The 24,518-nt window shown below is 71.5% G+C and carries 21 protein-coding genes; 9 read left to right on the plus strand and 12 right to left on the minus strand.

All coding sequences use genetic code 11. The features are described 5' to 3' along the window. Positions 1 to 65 precede the first annotated feature (65 nt). Entirely contained in the window at positions 66 to 1,238 is a 1,173-nt protein-coding gene (locus ACYVIP_RS38495; RefSeq protein WP_460405675.1) for a glycosyltransferase, read from the minus strand. Positions 1,239 to 1,265: 27 nt separating this feature from the next. On the opposite strand from ACYVIP_RS38495, the gene ACYVIP_RS38500 reads away from it, so the two are divergent. After that, complete coding sequence (locus ACYVIP_RS38500) at positions 1,266 to 2,207, plus strand: NAD-dependent epimerase/dehydratase family protein (RefSeq protein WP_460405677.1); 942 nt, start codon at positions 1,266 to 1,268, stop codon at positions 2,205 to 2,207. A 21-nt stretch (positions 2,208 to 2,228) separates the two neighbouring features. Then, complete coding sequence (locus ACYVIP_RS38505) at positions 2,229 to 3,062, plus strand: class I SAM-dependent methyltransferase (RefSeq protein WP_460405679.1); 834 nt, start codon at positions 2,229 to 2,231, stop codon at positions 3,060 to 3,062. A 13-nt stretch (positions 3,063 to 3,075) separates the two neighbouring features. Here ACYVIP_RS38505 and ACYVIP_RS38510 read toward each other — a convergent pair whose 3' ends face one another. The 3 genes from ACYVIP_RS38510 to add form a co-directional block, all read right to left on the minus strand. Continuing rightward, positions 3,076 to 5,973, minus strand: coding sequence for a YfhO family protein (locus tag ACYVIP_RS38510; protein WP_460405681.1), 2,898 nt, complete (start codon positions 5,971 to 5,973; stop codon positions 3,076 to 3,078). Positions 5,974 to 6,244: 271 nt separating this feature from the next. Continuing rightward, complete coding sequence (locus ACYVIP_RS38515) at positions 6,245 to 6,934, minus strand: hypothetical protein (protein ID WP_460405683.1); 690 nt, start codon at positions 6,932 to 6,934, stop codon at positions 6,245 to 6,247. Positions 6,935 to 7,111: 177 nt separating this feature from the next. Then, entirely contained in the window at positions 7,112 to 8,128 is a 1,017-nt protein-coding gene (add, locus tag ACYVIP_RS38520) for an adenosine deaminase (RefSeq protein ID WP_460405685.1), read from the minus strand. 220 nt (positions 8,129 to 8,348) lie between these two features. On the opposite strand from add, the gene ACYVIP_RS38525 reads away from it, so the two are divergent. Then, positions 8,349 to 9,392, plus strand: a complete 1,044-nt coding sequence (locus tag ACYVIP_RS38525; RefSeq protein ID WP_460405687.1) for a DUF4192 domain-containing protein — start codon at positions 8,349 to 8,351, stop codon at positions 9,390 to 9,392. Positions 9,393 to 9,501: 109 nt separating this feature from the next. Here the strand turns inward: ACYVIP_RS38525 and galE are convergent, their stop codons facing one another. From galE to ACYVIP_RS38540, 3 genes are read right to left on the minus strand one after another with little or no spacing between them, the layout of a single operon-like run. Beyond that, entirely contained in the window at positions 9,502 to 10,506 is a 1,005-nt protein-coding gene (gene galE, locus ACYVIP_RS38530) for a UDP-glucose 4-epimerase GalE (protein ID WP_460405689.1), read from the minus strand. A gap of 14 nt (positions 10,507 to 10,520) precedes the next feature. Continuing rightward, positions 10,521 to 11,732, minus strand: coding sequence for a galactokinase (gene galK / locus ACYVIP_RS38535; protein WP_460405691.1), 1,212 nt, complete (start codon positions 11,730 to 11,732; stop codon positions 10,521 to 10,523). A gap of 40 nt (positions 11,733 to 11,772) precedes the next feature. Beyond that, the gene (locus ACYVIP_RS38540; RefSeq protein ID WP_460405693.1) at positions 11,773 to 12,468 is read right to left on the minus strand and encodes a metal-dependent transcriptional regulator; all 696 of its coding nucleotides are present in this window, start codon (positions 12,466 to 12,468) and stop codon (positions 11,773 to 11,775) included. A 192-nt stretch (positions 12,469 to 12,660) separates the two neighbouring features. Between ACYVIP_RS38540 and ACYVIP_RS38545 the strand changes: the two genes are divergently transcribed. The 5 genes from ACYVIP_RS38545 (at position 12,661) to ACYVIP_RS38565 (ending at position 18,645) form a co-directional block, all read left to right on the plus strand. Further along, positions 12,661 to 13,557 carry a sulfurtransferase gene (locus ACYVIP_RS38545; RefSeq protein ID WP_460405695.1) on the plus strand — a complete coding sequence of 299 codons (897 nt, stop codon included), beginning with the start codon at positions 12,661 to 12,663 and terminating at the stop codon, positions 13,555 to 13,557. 69 nt (positions 13,558 to 13,626) lie between these two features. Further along, a complete protein-coding gene (locus tag ACYVIP_RS38550; RefSeq protein ID WP_460405697.1) occupies positions 13,627 to 14,802 on the plus strand; it encodes an acetoin utilization protein AcuC in 1,176 nt (391 codons plus the stop codon). Between the two features lie 13 nt (positions 14,803 to 14,815). Further along, entirely contained in the window at positions 14,816 to 17,491 is a 2,676-nt protein-coding gene (locus ACYVIP_RS38555) for a bifunctional acetate--CoA ligase family protein/GNAT family N-acetyltransferase (protein ID WP_460405699.1), read from the plus strand. 45 nt (positions 17,492 to 17,536) lie between these two features. Further along, entirely contained in the window at positions 17,537 to 18,016 is a 480-nt protein-coding gene (locus ACYVIP_RS38560) for a hypothetical protein (protein ID WP_460405701.1), read from the plus strand. Between the two features lie 89 nt (positions 18,017 to 18,105). Beyond that, positions 18,106 to 18,645 (plus strand): hypothetical protein, encoded by a 540-nt coding sequence (locus ACYVIP_RS38565; RefSeq protein WP_460405703.1) that lies wholly within the window; start codon positions 18,106 to 18,108, stop codon positions 18,643 to 18,645. A 67-nt stretch (positions 18,646 to 18,712) separates the two neighbouring features. On the opposite strand, the gene ACYVIP_RS38570 is transcribed toward ACYVIP_RS38565, so the two are convergent. The 4 genes from ACYVIP_RS38570 to ACYVIP_RS38585 form a co-directional block, all read right to left on the minus strand. After that, a complete protein-coding gene (locus tag ACYVIP_RS38570; RefSeq protein ID WP_460405705.1) occupies positions 18,713 to 20,368 on the minus strand; it encodes a fumarate hydratase in 1,656 nt (551 codons plus the stop codon). Positions 20,369 to 20,705: 337 nt separating this feature from the next. Continuing rightward, positions 20,706 to 21,677, minus strand: coding sequence for a sigma-70 family RNA polymerase sigma factor (locus ACYVIP_RS38575; protein WP_460405707.1), 972 nt, complete (start codon positions 21,675 to 21,677; stop codon positions 20,706 to 20,708). Between the two features lie 351 nt (positions 21,678 to 22,028). Beyond that, a complete protein-coding gene (dtd, locus tag ACYVIP_RS38580; protein ID WP_460405813.1) occupies positions 22,029 to 22,454 on the minus strand; it encodes a D-aminoacyl-tRNA deacylase in 426 nt (141 codons plus the stop codon). A 24-nt stretch (positions 22,455 to 22,478) separates the two neighbouring features. After that, complete coding sequence (locus ACYVIP_RS38585) at positions 22,479 to 23,207, minus strand: class I SAM-dependent methyltransferase (protein WP_460405709.1); 729 nt, start codon at positions 23,205 to 23,207, stop codon at positions 22,479 to 22,481. 101 nt (positions 23,208 to 23,308) lie between these two features. Here ACYVIP_RS38585 and ACYVIP_RS38590 point away from each other — a divergent pair, with 101 nt between their 5' ends. Next, complete coding sequence (locus tag ACYVIP_RS38590; RefSeq protein WP_460405711.1) at positions 23,309 to 23,620, plus strand: DUF3099 domain-containing protein; 312 nt, start codon at positions 23,309 to 23,311, stop codon at positions 23,618 to 23,620. Here the strand turns inward: ACYVIP_RS38590 and ACYVIP_RS38595 are convergent. Continuing rightward, positions 23,607 to 24,488, minus strand: a complete 882-nt coding sequence (locus ACYVIP_RS38595) for a carbohydrate kinase family protein (protein WP_460405713.1) — start codon at positions 24,486 to 24,488, stop codon at positions 23,607 to 23,609. The two genes, ACYVIP_RS38590 and ACYVIP_RS38595, sit on opposite strands and share 14 nt — an antisense overlap. Positions 24,489 to 24,518: the final 30 nt, after the last annotated feature.

Raw genomic sequence — 24,518 nt, forward strand, 5'->3', positions numbered from 1 at the left:
CCCATTCGGGACGTTGAGCGTCGCCAATGCCTCATTCAGGGCATCGCGGCCGGCGGTACCGCCTGCTAACCGGCGACCCGGCGCAGCAGGGCGCAGTAGCGCGCGCCGAGCGAGCTGACCGAGAACTCCTCGGCGCGCACCCTGCCCGCCGCCGAGAGCCGTTCCCGCAGCGCGGCGTCGGGCAGCAGCGCGCGTAACGCGGCCGCCAGCGCCGCGGCGTCGCCGGGGGGCACGAGCACCCCGCTGGTCTGATCCACCACGGCGGCGTCGATCCCCGGGATCCGCGAGGCCACCACGACACAGCCGGCGGCCAATGCCTCCAGCAGCGCGACCGGCAGCCCGTCCTGGTCGCCGGAGGCCGCCGCCTTCGACGGGAACACCGCGATCTGCGCCCTGGCGTAGGCGGCCGCGAGCTGGCCGCGCCCCGCGGTGCCGTGGAAGGTGACCGGCAGCCCGGCGGCCTGGCGCTCCAACTCCGCGCGCAGCGGCCCGTCGCCGATCACGTCCAGCTGCCAGCCGGGCAGGTCGTCCAGCGAGCGGATCGCCGCCAGCAGGTCGGCGGCGCCCTTCTTCTCCACCAACCGGCCGACGAACAGGATCCGGCCGGCCTCGCGCTCGATGCCCGCGCCCGCGGCGGTGATCGTCTCCACGTCGGCGCCCATCGGCAGCACCTCGGTGGTCTCGGCGGTGGCGCCGAGGTCGACCAGGCGCTGGCGCATGTCGTCGTTCATCGTGGTGACCGCTCGCGCGCGGCGCAGCACGGCTCCCTTGAGCCGGCGGCTGACCGGGTCCTTGAGCGCGTACACGTCGCCGCCGAGCGTGGTCACCACCCACGGCACCGTGCGCGCGGCGACCAGCGCGGACACCCCCTGCGGGATCATCCAGTGCACGTGCACCACATCCGGGCGATGCCGACGCACCGCGCGGCGCAGCGCCACGATCTCGGCGAGGAAGAACGGCAGCACCTGCAGCCAGCGGGACCGCTTGGAACGCAGGTTCTCGATGATCGCGCCGTCGGCGAGGTCCTCCCACCGACGGGGGAAATACCGGAACCGGCGCACGGTCATGCCGTTGACCGATTCCACCCGTTTGGCGCCCCTCACCTGGGGAACGAGTACCTCGGTGTCGAACTCCAGCGCGGCATAGGCTGCCAGGTCACGAACGAAGGCCGGTGTGCCATCCTCTGCGGACGCGGGAAACGTAGAGGCGACGACGAGCAGACGCGGTCGCCGGGTCACCGGTCACTGCCATGGAGGAACGTCAACATGGACCAGGACAGCACGTTGGTCGACGACGCGGACGCCACACCCGCGGGGTCCGCCGCGGTCGTGGGGGCCTCCGGGTTCCTCGGCTCGGCGCTGGTTCGCACGCTGCGCGCGGGTGGGGTTCGCGTCGCGGAATACACTCGGAGAGTTCCCTTTCTGACCGGTTCCGGGGTGCCCGACAACCAACTGCTGACGGCCCGGACAGTGTTCTGGTTGGCGACGAGCATCAACCCGGCGGTCGCGGACGCGGAGCCGTGGCGGATTCAGGAAGACCGCGACACGCTCGCGTCGATGTTGCGCACGGTGGAACAGCTCGCCAATCCACCGCGAATAGTACTGATCAGTTCCGGCGGCACCGTGTACGACCCGGCGGGCGAGCCGCCCTATCGCGAGGATTCCCCCGCCCGCCCGCACAGCGTCTACGGTCAGGCGAAGCTGGCGCTGGAGGAGTTTCTGCGCGCCACCCCGCTGGCCGGCGACCGGACGCTCGTGGTGCGGGTGGCCAACGCCTACGGCCCCGGCCAACCCGCGCTCAGCGGGCAGGGCGTCATCGCCTACTGGATGCGCGCGCTGGCCAGGGGCGAGTCGATCACGCTGTTCGGCGACCCGGCGACCACCCGGGACTTCGTCTACGTCGACGACATCGCCGAGGCGTTGACCGCGATCCACGAGCACTGCGCGCCGCTGCCGCCGGTGCTCAACGTCGGCTCCGGGGTGCCCACCGCCCTCGGTGACCTCGTCGAGCTGGTCTGCGAGGTCACCGGCTCGCCGTTCTCCGGCGTCCGCCGCGAGCCCGCGCGCGGCTTCGACATCCCGCACTCCTGGCTGGAGGTGCGCCTGGCCGGTGACGTGCTCGGCTGGAAGCCGCGCACCACGTTGCGGACCGGGCTGGCCGCGGCCTGGGCGGACGTTCGGGGTGCGGACGTTCGGGGCCGAGGTTAGGCACTGGCTAGGATCGCTCGGGTGACCGAGACCACCGAGGTGACCACCGACGCGCGGTCCGCGCCCGTAGCCGCTCCGGAGCAGGCCGCCAACGGCCGGGTCCGGCATCGGCAGGGCAAGGCCCGCATCCGGGGCGGCGTGCCGTACTCGGACCCGACCAGCACGTTGTCGCTGTTGCCGGGGGCGGCGATCGGCGAGTGGCTGGCCGATGTCGCGGACGTGTTCACCGGCAGGCTGCTCGACGCCGGCGCGGGCAACCAGCCCTACCGCGAGTGGTACGAGCCGCGGGTCGACCAGGTCGTCGCGGTCGACGCCGCACCGATCGAGGGGCTGTCGGCGCTGGCCTTCGCCAACCGGCTGCCCTTCCAGGACGCCAGCTTCGACACGGTGCTCTCCACCCAGGTCTGGGAGCACGTCGAGGACGCGGGGGCGGCGGCCAGGGAGTCGTTCCGGGTGCTGCGCCCCGGCGGGTACCTGGTGGTCACCGTGCCGTTCTTCTACCCGACGCACGAGGCGCCATACGACTTCGCCCGCTTCACCCGCTTCGGCCTGACCGCGGTGCTGCGCAACGCCGGGTTCGACGTCGAGCGGGTCGACTCCCAGGGTGGCCCGCTGCTGCTCGGCAGCCATCTCGGCGTGCTGGCCTTCTCCCAGGGGCTCAACGCGCTCGGCAGGCTGCTGCGGATGCGTCGGCCGCTCAGCCTGGTGCCCGGACTGCGGCATCTGCTGTGCCTGCCCCAGCAGCTGGCCATCCTCGTGCGCTACCGGCTGCGCGGCACCCGCCGGGGCGTCCGGTTCGGCGGCGGGCTGATGTCGCTTGGCTACTTCGCGGTGGCGCGCAAGCCGCTCGACTGAGCGGCCGGCTCCCTCACGCCCGCCTGGCCCGCCTGCCCCGGTAGAGGTCGACCACCACCAGCCCGACGAGCAGCACGACGGTGAACAGGGTCAACCACAGTCCGGCGTTGCTGTACGGGGTCACGTACCGCAGCGTCACGGTGTGCCGGCCCTCGGGCACCGCGACCGCGACCACGCCCTGGTCGGCCGGGACCAGCTCGGCCGGCTGGCCGTCCAGGGTGGCCTCCCAGCCGACCTGGTCGGCGTCGGCGACCACCAGGTAGCCGTCGCCACGGGCGTCCACGGTGGTCTCGACGCGGTCGTTGCCGTCCTCGACGATCTCGACGTCGGCCGGCTGGCCGGAGGTGGGCGCGGCGTCCTCGTTGAGCAGCACCTCGTCCGGCTCGATCGCGTCGGCGGCCAGCAGCGCGACCCGCTGCGTCTCGTCGGCCTCGGCGATCGCGGTGGACGCCCAGCGGATCCGGGGCAGCGCGGTGGTCCGCTCCCAGACCACCGACGACCCGACGTGGGCGAGCTCGAGCCCGTCGTCGGCCACGCCGACCGCCGAGGCCACCGGTCCGTTCTCGGTGCCGCGTACCGCGAGCTGACCGTTGGTGTGCAGGGTGAAGGTCGCGGTCAGCTCGGTGCCGGCCGGCACGTGCTCGGCGTCCACCGCGATCATGAACGGCCGGCTGGCGTTCATGCCGCGCGTGTTGCGCGTGCCGGTGGCGACGGTCTCGCCGTTCTGGTCGGTCACCACGACGTCGACGCCCAGATCCGGGTCGGTCTGGTCGGCGAAGTTGACCGCCGGGATGAAGCCGACCGCGCGGACCGGTCCGGTGCCCGGCACCGGCAGCGAGACCGGGGTCTCGTCGGGCATCGGCACCATCGTGCCGTCGCCCCAGGAGAACCGGGCCGGGCCGAAGACCTGGCTGAACGGCGCGGTGACGAAGTAGCGCACGGCGAGCCGGTCGAGGATCGGGCTGGCCGCCACGGCGAGCTGTGGGCGCAGGTTGAGGTGTGTCGGGTAGGGGATCGGGTTGCCCGGCATGCTGCGCACCAGGGTGGCGAAGTTCTTGTCGATGAACGTGTGCCCGGTCAGCGCGCGCAGCTTCTTGGCCGAGTCGGCACCCATGACCATGGCGTCGACGGTCCCGGCGAACCGGTCCGCGCCGAGGTTGTCGGCGAGGAACGCGTGCACGTCGGTGGTCGGGTAGAAGGTGTCCTTGTCGACCCTGGGGTAGTAGGAGTTGGCCAGGGTGAACGACTGCCCGGCGATGATCGCGAGCAGTACGGTGGCCGCGCCGAAGCGGGTGAACCGCCAGCCGCCGGTGGTGCGCCCGGCGGAGAGGTAGATCAGGACCGCGGCCAGCACCGCCGCGGCGACCAGCCCGACCCCGATGATCATGTGCTGGTCGAGGTGGGCGAGGCGGCTGACCGGGTCGGTGCCGACCTCGAGGTCCTTGTCGCCCGCGGCCCGGCGGCCGGCCAGCCACACCATGGCGATCCCGGCGGCGGTCGCGAGCACCACGACCAGGCCGTAGACCACCCGGAACCGGGCGCCGCGCAGGGCTTCGCCCACCCGCTTGCGGTTGCGCAGCAACAACTCGAAGCCGATCGCGGCGAGCACGGCGAGCAACAGGCCGAGCACGCAGCGGGCCCGGCCGACGTAGTTGCTGGAGAACACCGGCAGCCGGTGCACGACGGCCAGCGGGCCGGGGAGGTAGATGAGGGCGATCCAGGCCAGGCTCATGCCGGTGAGCACCCACCACGCGCCGCGGGGGAGCATCGACCGGCCGGAGCGGGCGAGCGCGATGGCCACGACGACGAGCACGACCGCGCCCGCGCCGACGTAGGACATGGCCTCGACCATGTTGCGCCCGAAGTGCGGTAGGTACCAGACCGGCGGGTCGGCCGGGTTGAGGCTGCCCATCGCGCGCGGTGCGATGGCCGTGGTCAGCTCGGCCAGCCCGAGATGGTCGTCCGGGGTCTGGGATCTGCCCTCGATCAGCCAGTTCTGGTAGAACTTGGCGAACGGGAGCAGCTGGAAGGCCGACAGCGCCGCGCCGGCGGCGATCGCGCCGATCGCGCTCAGCGTGACGCCGATGATCCGGCGCCACTGCCCGAAGTACTCGGCGCAGACCCTGACCAGGAAGTAGATCCCGGCGGTGAGCAGGGACAGCGCGGTGACCGCGGGGAACCCGGCGAGCAGCATGAACGCCACCGGTAGCGCGAGCAGGACGACGTCGGTCGGCCGTCGTCGCTGGATCAGCCGCTCGGCCGCCCAGAAGACCCAGGGGATCATCGCGGCGACCCTGGTCTGCGGCCAGTTGGACCACATGATCATGAACGCCGAGCTGGTGAACACCATCCCGCCCAGCAGCGCGGCCGGCTTGCTGAGACTCAGGCGGCGCAGGAACAGGTAGCCGCCGATGAGCGCGACGGCGAGTTCGAGCAGCTTGACGTAGGCGGGGGCCAGCCAGGCGGGCAGCACGTAGTACGGGATGCTCAGCGGGGAGAACAGCGCGTAGCTGGGGATCGAGCCGAGCGGGGTGCCGCCCGCGATGTAGGGGTTCCACTGGGCGGACTCACCGGCGCGCAGCGACTCCATGTACAGCATGGTGTTCGGCAGCATGGCGTCGTAGGTGTCGTCCATATAGGAGTTCTGCACCTCGATGCCACCGAGCCCGCTGTCGAAGTAGGGGCTGGTGATGGACAACTCGTCGGTCGCGGAGAAGACCGACGTGCCGAGCAGCGGGGTGCCGATGCCGGCGAGGATGAAGAACACCGCGGCGATCAGGCTGACGCTGGTCAACGCGCCGGGCAGGCGTCTGCGCAGAGTGCTGGTGCTGGTGTCCGGATCGGACGGTTCGGCGGACTCGGCCGACGCGAGGTCGTTCGGTTCCGGCGGTGCTTCGGTCCGTTCGGACATGGTTCTCAGCTTTCGAGTTCTGGTGCTTTGTGCCATGTGCTCGGTTGTGCCGCGGGAGCGCGCAGTCGATGATCAGCGCGGGTCGCGTCGTGGCGACTGTACCGGGGCCGACGGCGTGATCCGGCTGGTGGTCGGCCCGTGCGGGATCGCGCCGGATCGACGGATGTGCCCGCCGAACACGATCGGGTGAGCTACCGCGCCGACAACCGCGGGGACCCGCCGGTCGGGCGCCGACCGTCCCGAGGGGACGCTCGGCGCCGGCGAACCGGGCTCAGCAGTGGGGAATGGCGCCGTTGTGCCCAACGGGCTCCAGGCCGCCGCGGTACATCCAGGCGGTCTGGGTCTCGTTGGGTTCGGACAGGCCGCGAACCTGGCCACCGGCCAGATGCTTCCAGCGGACCCGCACCCATTGTGGTCCGGCATTGTTGGTGACATCGCTGGGCGTGAAGTCGCTCTGGGTGACGCAGTCGGCCCAGACCAGTGCGCGGTTGCCCGCGTTCCCGACCCGGACGCCGTTCATCACGTTGGTGGTCCTGGCGAACAACCCAAGCTCGCCCGTATCGACCACGATGAACGGATAGGGCGCGGACTCCGTCGGCGGTTGTGTCGCGCCGTCGACGGTCCGCAGGTTCTTCTTGAGTTCGGCGTCGTCGCCACCGGCGTCGGCCGAGGCCGACGCCACGATTTCCTGCACGTGCGAAATGTTGAGTTCGATATCGCCACAGGCGGAATCGCCGGAACAGTTCACGTTCCCCGCGCCCGACTGACTCGGCGTCGACGGCTCCTCGGGACCGCAGGCACTCGCGAAGCCGAAGACGAGGCCGACGATCACACCGAGGCCGGCGAACACCACCGTCAAACGGGTCAGTGGCAGCATTCTGATCGTCGCCCACCATGCCCGGCGCTCGACCCGCGTGTGGTCCGGATCTTGCCCGCCGCCAACAGGATTGTCCTCAGCCACTGTTCTTCGCCCCCTTGAGTGGCTTGCCTGATTCTGTCGAATGTCGCGGGTGTCTCATCGCGACTTCGACCGTGACAGGATTACCCACGGGGGTCGGACGATCAAGCCATTTCTTGTATTTCTACACCGGTAAAAAGATATCCATCGACGGAAAATCGAGAAATCATATCCAGGCCGCTACGAGGTCGCCGGACCTCGTTCGACCGCGTCGATCTCGCGCAGCAACGCCGACTTCAGCTTCGCCGAGCAGAACGCCGCGCGCACGCCGGCCCGCGCCAGGTCCGCCAGCTCGGACCGGCCGAGTCCGAAGTGCTCGTGGCACAGCAGGTACTCGGAGTTGAGGTCGGTGTGGAACATGCCGGGGTCGTCGGTGGCGAGCGTGACCGGGACACCGGCCTCGAGCAGCCTGGGTAACGGATGCTCGGCGAGCGTGGCGACCGCTCTGGTGCGGATGTTCGAGCTCGGGCACACCTCGACCGGAATGCCCTCGCCCGCCAGGTACGCCACCAGTTCCGGGTCGTCGACCGCGCTCGTGCCGTGTCCGATCCGCTCCGCGTGCAGGTCGTGCAGGGCCGACCAGATCGTCTCCGGGCCGGTGGTCTCCCCGGCGTGTGGCACGAGGTGCAGCCCGCCGTCGCGCGCCATGCGGAACGGGTCGCGGTACTTCGCCCTCGGCACGCCGACCTCGTTGCCGCCGAGCCCGAACGCGACCGTGCCCGCCGGCCGGTGGGCCAGCACCCACTCGGCCGTCGCGATGCCCTGGCGGTAGCCGAGCGAGCCGGCGATGTCGAACACCCACGCCAGCTCGACGCCGTGCCGGTCACTGGCTCGTGCCCGCCCGGCGGTCAGCGCCTCGGCCAGCTCCGCCGGGTCGATGCCGATCAGCAGATGGGCCGACGGGGTGACCGTGACCTCCGCGTAGCGCACGCCGTTGCGCGCGAGGTCGGCCGCGAGCCCGTCGATCAGCACGGTGATGTCCGCCGCCGTGGTCACCAGCCGGTTGACCTGCACGTAGACCGTGATGAAGTGCGCGAAGTCGGTGAACTCGTAGAAGGCGTGCAGCGCCTCCCGCTCGGTCGGCACGTCCAGCTCCGGGTGCCGCCTGGCCAGCTCCAGGACGGTGTCGGCGGACGCGGAGCCCACGAGGTGCACATGCAGCTCGGTCTTGGGCAGCGCGGAGACGAAATCCTGCATGAGCCCATGGTGCACCGGGGCACCGACAGTTTTCGAGAGCACGGTCGACGTGTCCCGGGCAGACCCCGCCGTCTCGCGCGGCGCGGCAGGGTAGCGCCAACCCCCGACAATTCCGTCGTGGACAGGCGTTGTCGCGGCCAGTTGTCCACAAGGCCCCCGGTTGTCCACAGGTTGGGTATTCGTCGCTGTCCGCCGCTGCGTCCGCGCGCAAGGTGGAGGCATGACAACGCCACCCGTGCCCCAGTCCCTCCCCGGCGAGTTCCGCATCACCGAGTTGGGCGAGCTGATCACCGGCCTGCCCGGTCAGCTCGGCTTCATCCCGGTCGACTCGCTCGTGCTCGCCACCTTCTCCGTCAGCGACACCCACCGCCTCGGCCCGACCATGCGTGTCGGCCTCGACGAGACCGACGACAGACCGGCACTTGTCGACCGGTTGCGCGCGATCCTGGACCAGAACGACGTCGTCCTGGCGTTCGCCGTGATCGTCGGCGGCGGCGACGCCGACCCACCCGACCTGCCTCATCGCGAGCTCACCGAGTTCCTGGCCACGGAGCTCGCCGCCCTCGGCGTCCGGCTCCCGCACTCGGCGTGGGTGCCCGGCTTCGAACCCGGCGCGACGTGGTGGTGCTACGAGGACGAGGAGTGCACCGGGCAGGTGCCCGACCCACACACCTCGGCACTCGTCGCGATGCAGGCGGTCGAGGGCATGGTCACCTTCGCCAGCCGGGAGGACATGTTCGAGGTGCTCGCCCCGGACGACGAGGACCGGGTGGCCCACCGTGCCCAGCTGCTGGCCGCGGTCACCGAGACCGAGGCGGGCGATGTCGCGAGCCTCCATGCCGAGGTGCGCGCCGCCGTCGACGCCGCAGCCGCCCAGGAGTCCCTACCCGAGCCGGACGACGAGCAGATCGTGCGCCTGGCCGTCGCGCTGACCCACCAGCGGGTGCGCGACGCCTGCCTGATCCTGTCGCTGGACGACCAGGCGGCCGGCGCGGAACGACTGTGGATGGTCCTGGTCAGGACCGTGCCCCCACCGGAACGCGCCGAACCGGCATGCCTGCTCGCACTGTGCGCCTACCTGCGAGGCTCGGCCGTGCTCGCCGGCATGGCGATGGAGGTGGCCCTGGACGCCGACCCCGACCACCGCATGACCTTCCTGCTGCGCAAGGCCCTCGACTTCGGCACACCCCCCGAGACCCTCCGCGACATCCTGGCCACCAGCGTCGACCGCGCCACCCGCGCCACCCACAACGAGCAGCCATGAGCCCCCACTGTCAACCACGCTCCCAACCGCACCCAAGGGGAACGGAACGCAACCCAGCCACCAACCCAGTGCCCACCCGGAGGAAGCCAACCCAACGTAACCAACACTTTTAATTCCGGGGAGGCGGAACGACGATCTCCCACGCGTCTCGCACGATTCCCTCGAGGTCGGTGTGTTGGGGTTTCCAGCCGAGTTCGGACTGCGCGAGCTCGCTCGACGCGATCAGCGTGGCCGGGTCGCCGGCACGGCGGTCCTTCACCTCCTCGGGAATCGCGTGGCCGGTCACCGACCGGCAGGCGTCGATGACCTCACGCACGGAGAATCCCGTGCCGCTGCCCAGGTTGTAGATCCGGTGGGTGCCCGGCGCCGCGTGCTCCAGGGCCAGCACGTGCGCGTCGGCGAGGTCACCGACGTGGATGTAGTCCCGGACGCAGGTGCCGTCCGGGGTCGGGTAGTCCTCGCCATAGACGTGGATCGCCGCGCGCTGCCCGAGGGCCACCTGCAACACCAGCGGGATGAGGTGGGTCTCGGTGGTGTGCCGCTCGCCGAACCCGCTGTGCGCGCCGGCGACGTTGAAGTACCGCAGGCTCACCGCGGACAGGCCGTACGCGGTGGCATAGGAGGTGATCGCGTGATCGATGGCCAGTTTGGAGGCGCCGTAGGTGTTGGTCGGCCGGGTGGCCGCCCCCTCCGGGATCGGCACCTGATCGGGCTGGCCGTACACCGCCGCCGTCGACGAGAAGACCAACCGTGGGGTGCCGGCGTCCCGGATGGCGTCCAACAACCGAAGTGAGGTGAGCACGTTGCCCGACCAGTACTTCGCCGGATCCTGCATCGACTCGGCCACCAGCGACTTGGCCGCGAAGTGCAGCACGCCGTCGAAGCCCTCGGCGAGCACATCGGGGGCCGCCTCGGCCAGATCGCCCTGGACGAACCGGCAACCGGCCGGCACGGCGTCGGCGTGTCCGGTGCTCAGGTCGTCGAGCACCACGACCTCGTGGCCGGACTCGACCAGCCGGGCCGCGCAGACGCTTCCGACATACCCAGCTCCGCCCGTCACGAGCAGCTTCACCGCGGTCCTCGCTTCCTGGGGTTCGCGGGTCGCCGCCCGCATGTTCGCTTCCTGGTTCAGCTGTCGCGGCCCGCACCCGCCGAGGGCACCGCCGTGAACAGTCCTGGCGCCGGCAGCGAGCGCTCGGCGAACTCCGCGAGCACCGCGTCCCCGACGGTGGTCCGCTTCGTGCGGGGCACCAGCGCGATCGCGGAACCGCCGAAGCCGCCGCCGGTCATCCTGGCACCCAGAGCGCCGGCCGCGAGCGCCGCGTCCACGGCGATGTCCAGTTCCAGGCAGGACACCTGGTAGTCGTCGCGCAGGCTCACGTGCGACGCGGTGAGCAGTTCGCCGATCTCGGTGAGCCGCCCGGCACGCAGCAGTTCGACCGTGCGCTCCACCCGGTCGTTCTCGGTCACCACGTGCCGGACCAGCGGGCGGAGCTGGGCCGGCAGCCGGGCCTGGGCCCCGTCGAGACCCAGTGTCCCGGTCCCGTCGGTGGACACGTCGCGCAGGGCGGGCACACCGAGTAACCCGGCGGCGCGCTCGCACCCAGCGCGGCGCTCGCGGTAGCCGGAGTCGCTGTGGGAGTGCCGGGCCTTGGTGTCGATCACCAGCACGTCGAAGCCCGCCGTCACGGTGTCGAACGGCACCTGCTCCATCACCCCGGAGCGCACGTCGAGGAACAGCACGTGTGACTCGACACAGGACAGGGACGCGGTCTGGTCGAGCAGGCCGGTCGGGACGCCGACGAAGTCGTTCTCCGACCGCTGCACCCAGGCGGCGATCGTGGCCCGGTCCGGTGCTCCTGGCTGGTCCAGCTCGACCCCGGCCAGGCCGAGCAGCGCCAGCGCGGTGGCGCACTGCAACGCATGAGAGGAGGACAACCCAGCCCCGGCCGGCACGTCGCCGGCGATGAGCAGATCGGCACCAGAAGGGAAACCCTCGTGACCCAGCACCCAACTCACCCCGGAGGGGTACGCGGCCCACCCGGCCACCTCGCCCGGCGCCAGCGCGTCGACCGCCACCGGCTCGGCCCGCTGCGGCCGGCCGTCGTCACCGACGGTGGTGATCGCCAGCTGTCCGTCCGTGCGGGCCCTGGCGGCCACCGCGATCCGGAACGGCAACGCGAAGGGCAGCACGAACCCGTCGTTGTAGTCGGTGTGCTCGCCGATCAGGTTCACCCGTCCCGGTGCCGACCACACGCCGGTGGGGGACTGGCCGTGCAACTGGGCGAACTCGGCCGCCGCCCTGGCCGGTATACCGCCGGCCTCGGGGGGTGCGGTCACCTGGCCCACACGCGGCCGTCCTCTCGCTCGCCGCGGTCGTTCACTTGGCGCGGGCGAGCACCGCGTGCAGCACGCTGGGCGCGACCTGCGCGGACGCGTGCTCGTTGCTGACCTCGATGGTGTTGCCGTCGCCCTTGGACGGTCCCACGTTGACGGTCTGGCCGGGGACGACGCCGACGACCTTGAGCTCGGCCATCAGGTCCGGGTCGAGCTGGACGTGTTCGGCGATGCGGCGGATCTCGACCTTGCCGCCGCCGCGCCGGGCCACGTCGTCGACGCGGACGAGGCCGGCCTCGACCGGCGGCGCCGGCTCGCCCTCACCGAGCTTGTCCAGGCCGGGGATGGGGTTGCCGTACGGGGACGTGGTCGGGTGGCCGAGGAGCTTGACCAGCTTGCGCTCCACGGCCTCGCTCATCACGTGCTCCCAGCGGCAGGCCTCGCTGTGGACGTGCTCCCATTCCAGGCCGATCACGTCGACGAGCAGCCGCTCGGCGAGACGGTGCTTGCGCATGACGGTGATGGCGAGGGCGCGGCCGTGGTCGGTGAGCTCCAGGTGGCGGTCGCTGGAGACGATGACGAGCCCGTCACGTTCCATGCGGCCGACCGTCTGGCTGACCGTGGGACCGCTCTGGCCAAGACGTTCGGCGATCCTGGCGCGCAGCGGGACGACGCCCTCCTCCTCAAGCTCGTAGATCGTCTTGAGGTACATCTCGGTGGTGTCGATGAGCTCGTTCACGCCAATCCCCTTCGTCCGGCATCCATATTAGTCGTTCGCCCGGTTGGAGCATTCGCGCGGTCGCACAGGGTGAAGTGCCCGCGCGCGCACCAACGTGGGAGTCGCAACGCACTGACCCGAAAGGCTGAAAGGAGCATCCCACGATTCGTGTCCGCGGTTCGGAACTGGTGCCGGGTCGGCCAGAATGGCGCGGTGACCTCGCCGCTTGTGTCGTGCACCGAACTCGCCGTGTCGTTGGCCGGGCCGCGGCCGCCCGTCGTGCTGGACGTGCGGTGGCGTCTTGGCGGCCCGCCGGGACGGGTGGACTACGACAACGGGCACCTGCCGGGCGCGGTCCACCTGGACCTGGACGCCGACCTCGCCGGGCCGCCCGGTGCCGGGGGGCGACACCCGCTGCCCGACTCCGGCCTCCTGCAGCGCGCGCTGTGTGCCGCCGGGGTGCGCGCGGACCAGCCGGTCGTGATCTACGACGCGGACAACGGGTCGGTCGCGGCGCGGGCGTGGTGGCTGCTGCGCTGGGCGGGGCACGCGCGGGTGAGCGTGCTCGACGGCGGGTTCGCGGCCTGGAGCGCTGGGCACCACCCGGTCACCACCGCGACGGCGACCCCGGAGCCGGGCGACCTCACCGTGCGGCCCGGCGGCATGCCCGTCATCGAGACGGCCGAGGCCGCCGACCTGGCACGCCGCGGCGTGCTGATCGACGCCCGCGCGCCGGAGCGCTACCGCGGCGACGTGGAGCCGATCGATCCGCGGGCCGGGCACATCCCGGGTGCGGTCAACGCGCCGTTCGCCGGCCACGTCGGTGACGACGGCCGCTGGCGCACGCCCGCCCAGTTGGCGGCCCGCTTCGCCGAGGTCGGCGTCCGCACCGGAACCGACGTGGGTGCCGACGCCGACGGTGGTGATGGTGATGGCGCGTCGGTCGGTGCGTACTGCGGGTCGGGTGTGACGGCCGCCTCGGTGGTGCTCGCGCTGGAAGTGGCCGGAATCACCTCCGCGCTCGCGCCGGCCCGGCTCTACGTCGGCTCGTGGTCGCAGTGGAGTGCCGATCCCGATCGGCCCGTCGCCACCGGCGCGGAGCCCGGCTGAGACCGCGTGGCCTACCGCGTCGAGCACTCGGGATCGGCCGGGGTGGCGTGGCGAGGTTAGGGTGACCGCATGGTCTTGCCAGCCGCGATTGTCTGGGACTCGGCGTTGCTCGGCTACGACCTGGGCGGTGAGCATCCGCTCAACCCCATCCGGCTGGAGCTGACCGTCCGCCTGGCCACCGCGCTCGGGGTGCTCGACGGGGTCGAGCTGCTCGTGCCGGAGTCTGCCTCCGACGAGGAACTCCAGCGCGTCCACGACGCCGGCTACCTCGCCGCCGTCCGGGAGGCGCCGCTGGCCGGCTGGGATGTCGGCCACGGGCTCGGCACCTCCGACAACCCGATCTTCGACCGGATGCACGAGGCCTCCGCGATGGTCGTCGGCAGCTCCCTGGTCGCGGCCAGGCAAATCGCCACCGGCGCCACCAAACGCGCGGTCAGCATCGCGGGCGGCCTGCACCACGCGATGCGCGACCGGGCCGCCGGGTTCTGCGTCTACAACGACACCGCGATCGCCATCTCCTGGTTGCTGGACAACGGCTACGACCGCATCGCCTACCTCGACACCGACGTCCACCACGGCGACGGCGTCCAGGCCGCCTTCTACGACGACCCGCGCGTGCTCACCATCTCCATGCACCAGAACCCGCTCACCCTCTTCCCCGGCACCGGCTTCGCCGACGAGACCGGCGGCGAGCACGCCGAGGGCACCTCGGTCAACCTCGCCCTCCCGCCCCACACCGACGACCGCGCCTGGTTGCGCGCCTTCCACGCCGTGGTTCCCTCGCTGCTCAAGGCCTTCCAGCCCCAGCTGCTGGTCAGCCAGTGCGGGGTGGACACCCACGACGAGGACCCGCTCGCCGCGCTCTCGCTGTCCGTGGACGGGCACCGGCGCATCTACCAGACCGTCCGCGACCTCGCCGAGCGGTACGCCGGCGGCAACTGGCTGGCCGCCGGGGGCGGGGGATACCAGCTCATCCGCGTCGTCCCCCGGTCGTGGACCCACCTCATCGCCACCATGCTCGACCGGGACATCGACCCGGCCACCCCGCTGCCGCGCGAGTGGACCGACCTGATCGACCGGATCGCGCCCACCGCGGAACTGCCAGCCACCATGGGTGACGGCAAGAGCACCGACCACGAACCATGGGACGGCACCAGCGAACTCGCCGTCGACAAGAGCATCCGCGACACCCGGCACGCGATCTTCCCCCTGCACGGCCTGGATCCCGGCGATCCACGGGACTGAGGACCACCACACCATGGACCCGTTCGACTACCCCAGGCTCTGGGAGGCGGACGTGGTGCTGTCCGACGGCGGCACCGTCCACTTGAGACCGATCGTGCCCACTGACGCCGACGCGCTGGTCGCCTTCCACGGCCGCATGTCCCAGCGCACCCGCTACCTGCGCTACTTCGGCGCCTACCCGAAGATCCCGCCCCGCGACCTCGAACGGTTCACCACCGTCGACCACCGCGACCGGGTCGCGTTCGTCGCGTTGCTCGGCGACGACGTCATCGCCGTCGCCCGCTACGAGCGGCTCGGGGAGCGGCCATCGGCCGAGGTCGCGTTCGTCGTCGAGGACGCCCACCAGCACCGAGGGCTCGGGCCGATCCTGCTCGAACACCTCGCCGCGGCCGCTGGCGAGAGCGGCATCCGCACCTTCGAGGCCGAGGTGCTCGCCGAGAACTCCGGCATGCTCGGCGTCTTCCGCGCCGCCGGCTACCACGTCACCCGCGCCATGGAGGAAGGCGTCTACCACCTCGAGTTCGCCATCGACCCCACCGAGGAGTCCGTCGCGGTCGCCTGGTCGCGCGAACAGGCCGCCGAGGCGCGCAGCGTGCACAACCTGCTCCACCCCCGCTCGGTCGCGCTCATCGGCGCCTCCGCCGACCCCGACAAGATCGGCTACGCCGTCCTGGGCAACCTGCTGCGCGCCGACTTCACCGGCCCGGTCTACCCGGTCAACGCCGACCGCGCCTCGGTGCGCGGCGTGCGCGCCTACCCGAGCGTCCTGGACATCCCCGACCCGGTCGATCTCGCCGTCGTCGCCGTGCCGGCCGCCAGCATCGACGAGGTCATGGACGCCTGCCTGGACAAGGGCGTCAAGGCCCTGCTGGTCATCTCCTCCGGCTTCGGCGAGACCGGCCCCGACGGCCAGAGCGCCGAACGCCGCCTGGCCACCGAGGCCCGCGCCCACGGCATGCGCGTGGTCGGCCCGAACGCGCTCGGCGTCCTCAACACCGACCCCGCCGTCCGGCTCAACGCCACCCTCGCCCCCGCCCTGCCCCGCCAGGGCCGCACCGGCTTCTTCTGCCAGTCCGGCGCGCTGGGCACCGCGATCCTCGCCGACGCGGCCACCAGGGGACTCGGCCTGTCCACGTTCGTCTCCGCCGGCAACCGCGCCGACGTGTCGGGCAACGACCTGCTGCAGTACTGGGAAACCGACCCGGCAACCGACGTCGTCCTGCTCTACCTCGAGTCCTTCGGCAACCCGCGCAAGTTCGCCCGGCTGGCCCGCCGGCTCGGCCGGGTCAAGCCGATCGTCGCGGTGCGCTCCGGGCGCAACGCCGTGCTGCCCGCGCTGGCCGCCACCTCGGTCCCGGTCGACGAGGCGAGCGTGGCCGCCCTGTTCGAGCAGGCGGGCGTGATCCGGGTCGAGTCGCTGGCCCAGCTCTTCGACACCGCGCTGCTGCTGGCCCACCAGCCGCTGCCGCGCGGTGACCGGGTCGCGATCGTGGGCAACTCCTCGGCCATCGGCGTGCTCGCCGCCGACGCCGCGCTCGCCCGCGACCTCGAACTCGCCCGCCCGCCGGTCGACGTCGGCGCCGAGGCGGGCCCGGACGTGCTCGCCGGCGCGGTGCGCGACGCCCTGCGCGAGCCCGAGGTGGACGCGCTGGTCGTGGTCTTCGTGCCGCCGCTGACCACCCCGGGCGCGGCCTACGCCAGGGCGCTGCGCGACGCGGTCGCCGACCTGGACGAGCGCAAGCCGATCGTCTCCACGTTCCTGGCCACCGAGGGCATTCCCGACGAGCTCGCGGTCCCTGGGCCGGGCGGTGCTCCCGGCCGCGGCTCGATCCCGAGCTATCCGAGTCCGGAGCGCGCGGTGTTCGCCCTTGCCCGGGCCACCCGCTACGCCGGCTGGCGCGCCGCTCCGCAGGGCGAGCTCGCCCGGCCGGCGAACCCGGATGTCAAGCGGGCGCGGGAACTCGTCGCCAGCACATTGTCTGATGTGGACGGTCCGGTCGAGCTGACCGACGACCAGGTGGTCACGCTGCTCGGCTGCTACGGCATCGACGTGGTTGCCTACCGGGTGGTGACCAGCGCGCGGGAGGCCGTCGCGGCGGGCGCCGAGCTCGGCTTCCCGGTCGCGGTCAAGGCGACCGGCGAACGGTTCTGGCGTCGCCCCGGTCTGGTCGGCGTCCGGCTCGATCTGTCCACAGAGGACTCCGTGCGGGCCGCGTACGCCGAGCTGGCCGAGCTGTCCGGCGTCGAATCCGTTTACGTGCAACGGATGGCGCGTCCCGGCACCGGCTGCGCCATCGGCGTCCAGGACGACCCGTCCTTCGGCACGCTGATCTCCTTCGGACTGTCCGGAGTGGTCAGCGATCTGCTCGGCGACCGCGCCTACCGCGCCCTGCCGCTCACCGACGTCGACGCCGCCTGGCTGGTCCGCGCTCCCAAGGCGGCACCGCTGCTCACCGGCTACCGGGGCGGCGAGCCCGTCGACCTGGACGCGCTGGCCGACCTGGTGGTCCGGGTCGCCGCGCTGGCCGAGGACGTGCCGGCGGTCCGCTGGCTGGCCCTGGAGCCGATCCTCGCCTCCCCGGACGGCGTCGCGGTGCTGCGCGGGCGGGTGCTCGTCGGCAGGCCACCGTCCCGGCCGGACACCGGACCGCGCAGGCTTCGGTCGCTGTCCTACGAAAGTAGTGTTTGACCACCCGCGTGCAACGGCAGCCGAGGCGGTCTTCGTCCTTCTGACATGAGACGCCCAGGAATCGTTGTTGGCGCCGGTGTCCTGCTCCTCCTGACCGCCTGCGCCAACACTCAGGATGACCAGGGCGGCGCGGGCGACCCCCGACCGCCGGAGACGAGCACGCAGGCGCCGCCGAGCACCGAGCCGGATCGCCAGCCCGCCAGAAAGCCCCCGTCGGGCGGCGAGTCCGTCACGGCCGGGCAGATCGACGCCACCGCCCTGCCCAAGGGCTACCCGGTGCTCGTCTGGACCGAGGACGACGGCCGCACGATCGGTGTCGTCGCGCAGGAGGGCGGCTGCGGCAAGGCCAGCGTCGAGGTGCCGACGCAGGACGCCACCAAGGTCGTGGTGACCATGGTCGAGACCGTGCCCAGCGGGCAACAGGCCTGCACGATGGACCTGCGCTACCCGAAGGTGACCACCGAGCTCGACCAGCCGCTGGACCAGCGGACCGTCGTGCTGAACAACGAGCAGCGCAAGAGCTGACCTGCCCGAGGGTGCCCGGCCGCGTCCCCGCACGCGACCGGGCACCGTGCTCGTGCAACCGGAACCCGGCCGGCTTCCGTCCCACGATCATGAGGGGATTACTGATCGCGGTCTCGACCGCCGCCGCACTCGGTGGGCTCACCGGATGCGGGCAGGCCGCCGACTCCGGCGCCGGCCCGGCCCAGGACCCGACGGTCACCGAACCGACGACCACCGAACCGTCGGTCATCGCGCCCGCTGATCCGACCGAGGCGCCCGCGACGCCGACCCCGCCGGTCAGCCTGGCGCCGGACGGGCCGGTCGTGCCGCCCGGCGTGACCCAGGTGCCCTCCGCGCAGGTCGACGCGACCGGCGTGTCCGAGCTCAACGAGTACCGCGGCCTGGTGTGGCTCTACGACGACGGCCGCTCGCTGCAGATGGTCGCCATGGCCACCAGCGGCTGCGGCGGCGTCGAGGCCAGGATCACCGGCCAGACACCCACCGAGGTGCGGATCGAGCTGGGCCCGCAGGCCCAGCCGCAGGGCGGCGACCCGGACGGCCAGATGTGCACCTCGGTGCTGACCCCGCGCCCGGTCGCGGTCACCCTGGACGGCCCGCTCGGCGACCGCACGGTCCACCTGAGCGAGTAGAGCCCCGCACCTCTCAGCGGCCGGGGCGCGATCTGCAGAGTCCACCTGAGCGAGTAGCCCCGCGGGCTCAGCGGCGGAACGCGATCTGCAGGGTCGGCTGGGAGGTCCCGGCGAAGAAGTCGTTGCCCTTGTCGTCGACCACGATGAACGCCGGGAAGTCGACCACCTCGATCTTCCACACCGCCTCCATGCCGAGCTCGGGGTACTCGAGCACGTCGACCCGCTTGATGCAGTCCTGCGCGAGCCTGGCCGCCGGGCCGCCGATCGAGCCGAGGTAGAACCCGCCGTGGGCCTGGCACGCGTCGGTGACCTGCCGCGACCGGTTTCCCTTGGCCAGCATGACCTGTGAGCCGCCTGTGGCCTGGAACTGCTCGACGTAGGAGTCCATCCGCCCGGCCGTGGTCGGCCCGAACGAGCCGGACGCGTAGCCGTCCGGGGTCTTGGCCGGACCCGCGTAGTAGACCGGGTGGTCGCGCAGGTAGTCGGGCATCGGCTCGCCGGCGTCGAGCCGGTCCTTGATCTTGGCGTGCGCGATGTCGCGGGCGACCACCAGCGGGCCGTTGAGTGAGAGCCGGGTCTTGACCGGCAGCGTGCTCAGCAGCGCGCGGATCTCGGCCATCGGCTGGTTGAGGTCGATCCGGACGACCTCGTCGGTCAGCTCGTCGTCGGCGACCTCCGGCAGGAACCGGGCCGGGTCGCGTTCGAGCTGCTCGAGGTACACCCCGGACTCGGTGATCTTCGCCTTGGCCTGCCGGTCGGCCGAGCAGGACACCGCGATGCCCACCGGGCAGGACGCGCCGTGGCGGGGGAGGCGGATGACCCGCACGTCGTGGCAGAAGTACTTGCCGCCGAACTGCGCGCCGATGCCGAACTGCCTGGTCAGCTCGAGCACCTGCGCCTCGAGGTCGACGTCGCGGAACGCGTGGCCAAGCGGCGAGCCGGCCAGCGGGAGGGTGTCCAGGTACCTGGCGGAGGCCAGCTTGGCGACCTTGAGGTTGTGCTCGGCCGACGTCCCGCCGACGACGATCGCGAGGTGGTAGGGCGGGCAGGCGGCGGTGCCGAGGCTACGGAGCTTCTCGTCGAGGAACCTGGCCAGCCGCGTGGGGTTCAGCAGCGCCTTGGTCTCCTGGTACAGGAAGGTCTTGTTGGCGCTGCCGCCGCCCTTGGCCATGAACAGGAACTCGTACTCCGGCTGCTCGCCGTCCTTGTGTAACAGCTCGATCTGGGCCGGCAGGTTGGTGCCGGTGTTGCGCTCCTCCCAGAACGTGACCGGCGCGAGCTGCGAGTAGCGCAGGTTCAACTCCTGGTAGGCCTCGAAGATCCCGCGCGCGATGGCGGCCTCGTCCGCGCCGCCGGTGAGCACGTTCTCCGTCCGCTTGCCCATGACGATGGCGGTGCCGGTGTCCTGGCACATCGGCAGCACACCGCCGGCGGAGATGCACGCGTTGCGCAACAGGTCCATGGCCACGAACCGGTCGTTCCCGCTGGCCTCCTGGTCGTCCACGATCGCGCGCAGCTGCGCGAGGTGTGACGGGCGGAGCAGGTGCTGGATGTCGCGGATGGCTTCCTTGGCGAGCAGGGTCAGCACGTCCGGCTCGATCTGCAGGAACGTTCGGCCGGCCGCCGCCACGCTGGTGACCCCGTCGGCCGACAGCAGTCGGTACTCGGTGTTCGTGTCCTGCCCGAGCGGCAACAACTCGACGTGGTCGAAGGAAGCGGTCACGTGAGGACTCCCTGGTCGCGTGGTGGGATTCCCGACGTTACCGCCCGACCGGAGCCGGCTGTTCCTGGTGGTGGCCAACACCACCGACCGCCAGATGCCGGAAGGCCGGGGCGGCCCCCGGCCGTCCCGACCTCCCGCCGCAAGCGATCACGCACCGTCGTTAACAGTCCGCGCCGCGTAGTCGTGTCCATCGACCGTGCCGTGTGCGGCGGCACCTGTCAATGCCAGTCCACATGCCGGTCCATCTGGCGGAGTCGCCTCCGTAGAGAGGACGGAGCCACGCCACGAAGCGTTGCACGGCTTCGCGACGTGGCTCCCTACCTGGTCAGCTACCTGGTCAGCTGGCGTAGGCGCGGAGTCGTTCCGCGCGTTCTCCCTGCCGCAGCTTGGACATGACCTCGCGCTCGATCTGGCGCACCCGCTCCCTGGACAACCCGAAGCGCTTGCCGATCTGGTCGAGGGTGTGCGGCTGGCCGTCGTCGAGGCCGTAGCGCAACCGGATCACCGACTGCTCCCGGTCGTCCAGCGTCGCCAGTACCCGGCGCAGGTCGTCGTGCAGCAGCCCGGAGATCACCGCGCTCTCCGCGTCGGTCGCCTCGCCGTCCTCGATGAAGTCGCCGAGGGGGGCGTCCTCCTCCGAGCCGACCGGCATGTCGAGGCTGACCGGGTCGCGGGCGTGGTCGAGCAGGTCGGAGACCTTCTCCGGGGTGAGCCCGACCTCGTTGGCCAGCTCGTCGTGCGTGGCCTCGCGGCCCAGCTGCTGGTGCAGGTCGCGCTTTATCCTGGCCAGCTTGTTCACCTGTTCGACCAGGTGGACCGGCAGCCGGATGGTGCGGCCCTGGTCGGCCATGCCCCTGGTGATCGCCTGGCGGATCCACCACGTGGCGTAGGTGGAGAACTTGAAGCCCTTGGTGTAGTCGAACTTCTCCACCGCGCGGATCAGGCCCAGGTTGCCCTCCTGGATCAGGTCGAGCAGCGGCATGCCGCGGCCGGTGTAGCGCTTGGCCAGCGACACGACGAGCCGCAGGTTCGCCTCGAGCAGGTGGTTCTTGGCTCGGTGACCATCGCGGACGAGCGCGGCCAGCTCGGCGCGGCTCGCGCCGTCCGGCTCGGCGGAGTCGGGTTCGAGCATGTGTTGTGCGAACACGCCCGCCTCGATGCGCTTGGCCAGCTCGACCTCCTGGGCCGCGGTCAAGAGCGCGGTCCGGCCGATGCCGTTGAGGTATACGCGGACCAAGTCGGCCGCCGGGCTCTGCGTGTCGAGATCGATCTCGCCGGGCTCCGGTTCGCGCTGTGTTGGGACCGTCATGCTCTCCCTCCCCCTGTTCATGGGTCGGTGTGCTCTGTGTCACACACCGGCACCGTGGTCCGGTGAGCCATCGACCGGGTGTGCTGTGGGTCTTCAGGCGCTGGGTACTCGCCTGGGCCGTCGTTGGCTGGACATTCTGGAAAACGCGCGTGTAGCTCGTTTCGTTCCCGAGATCTCAACCTGGATGACGTCATGCATGCCACACCGGTTGCTCCACCAAGGCTGAGCTTTTCCTGAGGTTTTCCTTAGAGACGGTGGGAACTCGGCGAACGTGACAGCGCGTCGGGCGGTATGTCGGGTGTGTGTCGGGACTGTTGCCGAGGTCGCGGTCGGACCGCGGTCGGACCGCGCTCAGACCTCGACGATGACGGTGAACGGGCCGTCGTTCACCGACGTGACCGCCATCATGGCGCCGAACCTTCCAGTCTCCACCCGTGCACCGCGGTCACGCAGATCGGCGACGACGGCGGTCACCAACGGCTCGGCACTCTCCGGTCGCGCGGCGGCCGTCCACGAAGGACGACGACCCTTTCGAGTGTCACCGTAAAGAGTGAACTGGCTTACAACGAGTAGAGGCGCGTCGGCCGTCGCGCAGGACTGCTCGTCGCGCAGGACGCGGAGCTCGTGGAGCTTGCGGGCCATCGTCGCGGCCTGGGCCGGGGTGTCGGTGGTGGTGACCCCGAGCAGCACCAGCAGGCCGGGCTCGGCGAGCTCGCCCACCACCTCGCCGGCCACCGTCACGCTCGCCGAGGTCACCCTCGCCACCACCGCCCGCACGGCGGCCATGGTGGCAGGCAGGTCCTAGCCGCGGGCCACCAGGTGGAAGTAGCGGGCGGTCAGCAGCTGGGGCATGCGGTCGGCCAGCGTGATCTCCAGCCGGGTCAGGTCGGCGAAGAACGCCGGGTCCTCGGCGTGGTCGCGGTCGATCAGGTCGGCCACGCAGCGCACGCCGTAGCGGACCACCTCGCTGACCCCGAGCTCGGCCAGGATGGCGATCAGCTCACCGACCGGCGCCGGCCGCTCCTCGAGCATCGACCGCAGCGCCTCGTCCGGGTCGAGGCCGCGGACCACCGCGTGCAGCGGGTCGAAGTCGGCGTTGGGCCCGAGCAGCGACAACAGGCCACGGTCGCGCAGCGGCGCGGTCACCGCGGCGAGCACCTCGCCCGGCTCGTCGACGTAGTGCAGCAGGTTGTGGCACAGCACCAGGTCGAACTCGCCCCGGCCGAACACCTCCGGCGCGTCCAGCGCACCGGCCTGGACCACGTGTAACCGGTCGCCGACATCGAGGCTCTCGGCGGTCTCGATGGCCAGGTTGAGCATCGCGCCCGCCGGGTCGAGCACTGTCACCTCGTGGCCGAGCGCGGCCAGGCGCACCGCCTCCACCCCGGTGCCGCCCGCGACGTCGAGCACCCGTTGGGGCGTCGGATCGAGGTGGCGCAGCAGGTTGGACTCGGTGATGGCGTACCGCAGACGCTCCAGTGGGCGCTGTGCGAACAGGTCCGGTCGATGGTCGAGCCCGCTCACCGTCATGTCACCTTCATACCGGCTGTACCCGGTCGAGCGACCCATCTCCACCCGGATGGCCCAGCGAGGCGCCGGAGGTGGCAGCATGGGTGCCAGGAGGTGGTGTCGTGAAGGCCGAGCGGGACGACACCCCGGTTCTCATCACCGAGGCGGCGCCGTCATACGAAGAAGAGTTCGCGGCGCGCAAACGGAAATACCTGACCATGATGCTGTTGCGGGTGCCGTGCCTGATCCTCGCCGGCATCTTCTACGACACCTGGTGGCTCGCGCTCGGCTTCGTGCTGCTGTCGATCCCGCTGCCGTGGATCGCGGTGCTGATCGCCAACGACCGTCCGCCGCGCAGGGCGGAGGAGGTCAACCGCTACCAGCGCTCGTCGACGGCGATCGAGGGCAACGGCCACTCCGTCATCGAGGGTTAGCCGGCTGGGCGCCGACCCCGCCGACCGCGAGCGCGCCGGCGCGCACCCCGGCCAACAGGCTGTCCTCAGTGGACTTCCCGGTCAGCCAGGCGCTCAGCAGGCCGGCGTCGAACGCGTCGCCGGCACCGGTGGAGTCGACGCAGTCGCCGGGGTCGGCCGGCACGGAGACGATCCCGTCGCGGTCGACCCAGCTCGCGCCGTCTGGCCCGGTGGTGACCGCGACCGCGCCGAAGTGCTCCAGCAGTGTCGCCGCGCTCGCCGCGTCCCGGGAGCCGGTCAGCGCCTCGAGCTCGTCGAGGTTGGGTAACAGCAGGTCCACCCCGCGCAACTGCTCGACGAACCGCGCCGGGTCGGTGATCAGCCCGGCCGACTGCGGATCGACCGAGGTGCTCAGGCCGGCCGCCGAGGCCGCGGCCAGCATCGCCAGCCCGGCGCCCTCGGTGGACTCGTCGAGCAGCACGTAGCCGGACAGGTGCAGGTGGTCGGCGCCGGCGAGCAGGCCGGGGTCGAGGTCGGCGGGCGTCATCCTGGCGCTCGCGCCCCGGTCGGGCAGCATGCTGCGCTGGCCTTCGGTGTCCACGAGCACGACCACACAACAGGTCGTGGCCGCCTGGTCAAAAGTGAATGCGCAGCGCACCCCGGCGGTGGTTAGCTCTTCGAGTGCCTGCCGCCCAGCGACGTCCTCGCCGACCCGTGCCACCAGGACCACCTCGACCCCGCACCACGCCAGCCACGCCGCGGTGTTCGCGCCCGCGCCACCGGTCGTGAGGGCGATCCGGGCCCGCGAGTCTCCGCCGTGCACGACCGGCAAGGTATGGGTGGCGACCACGTCCACCGCGACGTCCCCGACCACGATCACAGTGCCCACATGCGCCCCGCCCGCTAGAACGATCTCCGA

Source organism: Actinophytocola sediminis (assembly GCF_054779715.1).